Annotated in this window: 2 protein-coding genes and 1 pseudogene; all 3 read left to right on the forward strand. The window is 36.2% G+C overall.

All coding sequences use genetic code 11. The annotated features are described in order from the left end of the window. Positions 1–295: pseudogene (locus tag WFK35_RS21740) on the forward strand (ABC transporter ATP-binding protein); the annotation flags it as partial. 165 nt (positions 296–460) lie between these two features. Beyond that, the gene (locus WFK35_RS21745; RefSeq protein WP_076390553.1) at positions 461–910 is read left to right on the forward strand and encodes a MarR family winged helix-turn-helix transcriptional regulator; all 450 of its coding nucleotides are present in this window, start codon (positions 461–463) and stop codon (positions 908–910) included. A gap of 128 nt (positions 911–1,038) precedes the next feature. Beyond that, positions 1,039–3,165: 3-hydroxyacyl-CoA dehydrogenase/enoyl-CoA hydratase family protein (locus WFK35_RS21750; RefSeq protein WP_336734646.1), on the forward strand; the 2,127-nt coding region annotated here is incomplete at its 3' end.

The raw sequence follows: 3,165 nt of genomic DNA on the forward strand, positions 1-3,165 counted from the left end.
TGTAAAAGGAGGCAGTCTGTTTTCCGGAATTGTAGAAGATGTTTTACTTCAGCACGATGAATTAATCAATCCTTCGCTGTTTCAGATTAATGAAAATTTTGTTGCTCCGAAAATTATTGCTTCGGATGCGTATAAAGAAATGCTGTATTCTTTGCTGCAAAAAAACTTTCAAAAAGATCTTTCTTCTTTAAAATTTGAGTTTCTGGATAACTTTTGGAACATTACTTATCATTCAGAATCTTTTCAATGCGAATCCTTTGAAGAAATCATTAAATTATTGAAAACCATTCATTAATACTCGTATTTTTTTGAATATGTTATATACTATGCATGCATAGTATTATGCTTGTCATATAATTTAATTATCTGATTATCATTTATTTAACAAAATTTAACGTAAATAAATATTATGCATGCATAATATTTACTAAATTTGGATTATAACCATTCGGCAAAAATGATGGATAACAATAAAGAAAAAATAGAAAACGTAGATCTTATTTTAAAACAGACATGGTTAGCTGTTTCTAAAATGTATACCGAATTAGCTCAGGAGCACGATTCGACGGCGGTTCAGGCGCTCACTCTTTTAAAAATTGATCCTAAAGAAGGTACAAGAAGTACAAATCTGGGTCCGAAAATGGCAATTGAACCTACTTCCCTTACAAGAATTATTAAACTACTGGAAGACAACGGATATATCTATAAGGAAAAAACAACAACTGATAAAAGAGAAGTCATTATAAAGCTTACAGATAAAGGTCTGAACTCCAGAAATCTTTCTAAGGAAGTTGTGGTAAATTTCAACAAAAGGGTAATGGAAAAAATCTCTCCTGAAAAACTGGACACTTTCAAAGAAGTGATGAGTGAAATCATGAAAATAGCAACCGACTTAAACAATAAAAAATAAATTCTGATGAAGAATAATTTGTTTGAAAGTTGAAATCTTCATGAAGAATAAAAAATTAAATAGTACAAATAATAAATTAAACAAGCCGTCAGGTTACAACTGACCAATAATAAAATAAATATAATCAAATGAAAAGAAGAATCAAACACGTTACAGTTCTTGGTTCAGGAATTATGGGAAGCGGTATTGCAGCACACTTTGCCAATATTGGTGTAGAAGTTTCGTTGCTGGATATTGTTCCTTTTGAACTTTCTGAAGCAGAACAGAAAAAAGGTTTGACCAAAGATGACAAAGCGGTAAGAAACAGAATCGCTTCAGAAAACTTTGAAAAACTTAAGAAAGCAAGTCCGGCTCTACTCTACTCTCCGAAATTCGCAGACAGGATAAAGGTTGGAAACTTTGATGATGATTTGCCAAAAATAAAAAATACAGACTGGATTATTGAAGTTGTGGTTGAAAGACTGGACATCAAAAAATCGGTTTACGAAAAAATCGAGCAGTTCAGGAAACCGGGAACATTGATTTCTTCCAATACTTCCGGAATCCCTATTCACCTTTTAACAGAAGGAAGAAGCGAGGATTTCAAACATTACTTTGCAGGAACACACTTCTTTAATCCTGTAAGATATCTCCCTCTTTTAGAGATCATTCCTACAAACGATACCGCTCCTGAAGTTATTGACTTCTACATGAATTACGGAGCAAAATTCTTAGGAAAAACAACCGTTTTAGCAAAAGATACTCCTGCATTTATTGCCAACAGAATCGGCGTTTTCTCTATGATGGATCTGCTTCACAACGTTCAGAAATTAGGGCTAACCGTTTCCGAGGTTGATAAATTAACAGGTCCTGTGATTGGCCGTCCGAAATCTGCGACCTTCAGAACAGCGGATGTTGTAGGTCTTGATACATTGGTAATGGTAGCAAACGGTGTTCGCCAAAGCGGAGCTGAAGCCAATGACTTCAACAATGTTTTTGCCCTTCCGGATTACATCCAGAAAATGGTTGATAATAAATGGTTAGGATCCAAAACAGATGGAGGTTTCTATAAAAAAGTTAAAAATGCAGAAGGAAAATCTGAAATTCATGGATTAAATCTTGATACGTTAGAATACGAACTTCAGAGCAAATCTTCTTTTGCGACTTTAGAATTAACTAAAAATATCGATAAACCGATTGACAGATTCAAAGTTTTAATCGGCGGAAAGGATAAAGCAGGAGAACTATACAGAAAATCTCTGGGTGCATTATTCGCCTACGTTTCTCATAAAGTTCCTGAAATTTCCGATGAGGTTTACAAAATCGACGATGCAATGAGAGCAGGTTTCGGCTGGGAAAACGGTCCTTTTGAAATCTGGGACGCTGTAGGCGTTCAAAAAGGTATTGAACTGGCTAAAGAAGCTGGTTACGAAGTTTCAGACTGGGTGAAAAACGTTGAGTCTTTCTATAAAGTGAATGATGAAGGACAAAGTATTTACGTTGATAAAAATTCAGGAGTTTACAACACCATTCCGGGACAGGATTCTTTCATTATTTTAGATAATATCAGAAAAAATAGAACGCTGTGGAGCAATTCCGGTTCTGCAATACAGGATTTAGGCGACGGAATTATCAACTTTGAAATCCGTTCCAAAATGAACTCCTTGGGAGGTGAAGTTCTGGATGGATTAAACAGAGCAATTGATTTAGCTGAAAAAGAATATGACGGACTGGTTGTAGGAAATCAGGGCACAAATTTCTCTGTCGGAGCGAATTTAGCGATGATTTTAATGATGGCTATTGAGCAGGATTGGGATGATCTAAATATGGCAATTGCCTACTTCCAGAAATCAATGATGAGAGTTCGCTACTCTTCTATTCCTGTTGTTGTTGCTCCTCACGGAATGACGCTTGGTGGAGGTTGCGAAATGACGATGCACGCCGACAGAGTGGTTGCAGCGGCAGAAACATATATCGGATTGGTAGAAACCGGAGTGGGAGTAATTCCCGGCGGTGGAGGAACCAAGGAATTAACGTTAAGAACTTCAAGAGAATTCCACAGCGACGACGTTAAAAATAACAGACTTCGTGAGGCTTTCATGAATATTGCGATGGGTAAAGTGGCAACTTCGGCTTACGAAGCCTACGACATGGGAATTTTAGAACATGGAAAAGATATTGTTTCCGTAGATAAGAGAACCCAGATTAAAACCGCTAAAATGCTGGCAAAAAGTTTAGCAGAACATGGTTATACGCAACCTATCGAGCAAAAAGTA

Source organism: Chryseobacterium sp. VD8 (assembly GCF_037149975.1).
GTDB classification, from domain to species: domain Bacteria; phylum Bacteroidota; class Bacteroidia; order Flavobacteriales; family Weeksellaceae; genus Chryseobacterium; species Chryseobacterium indicum.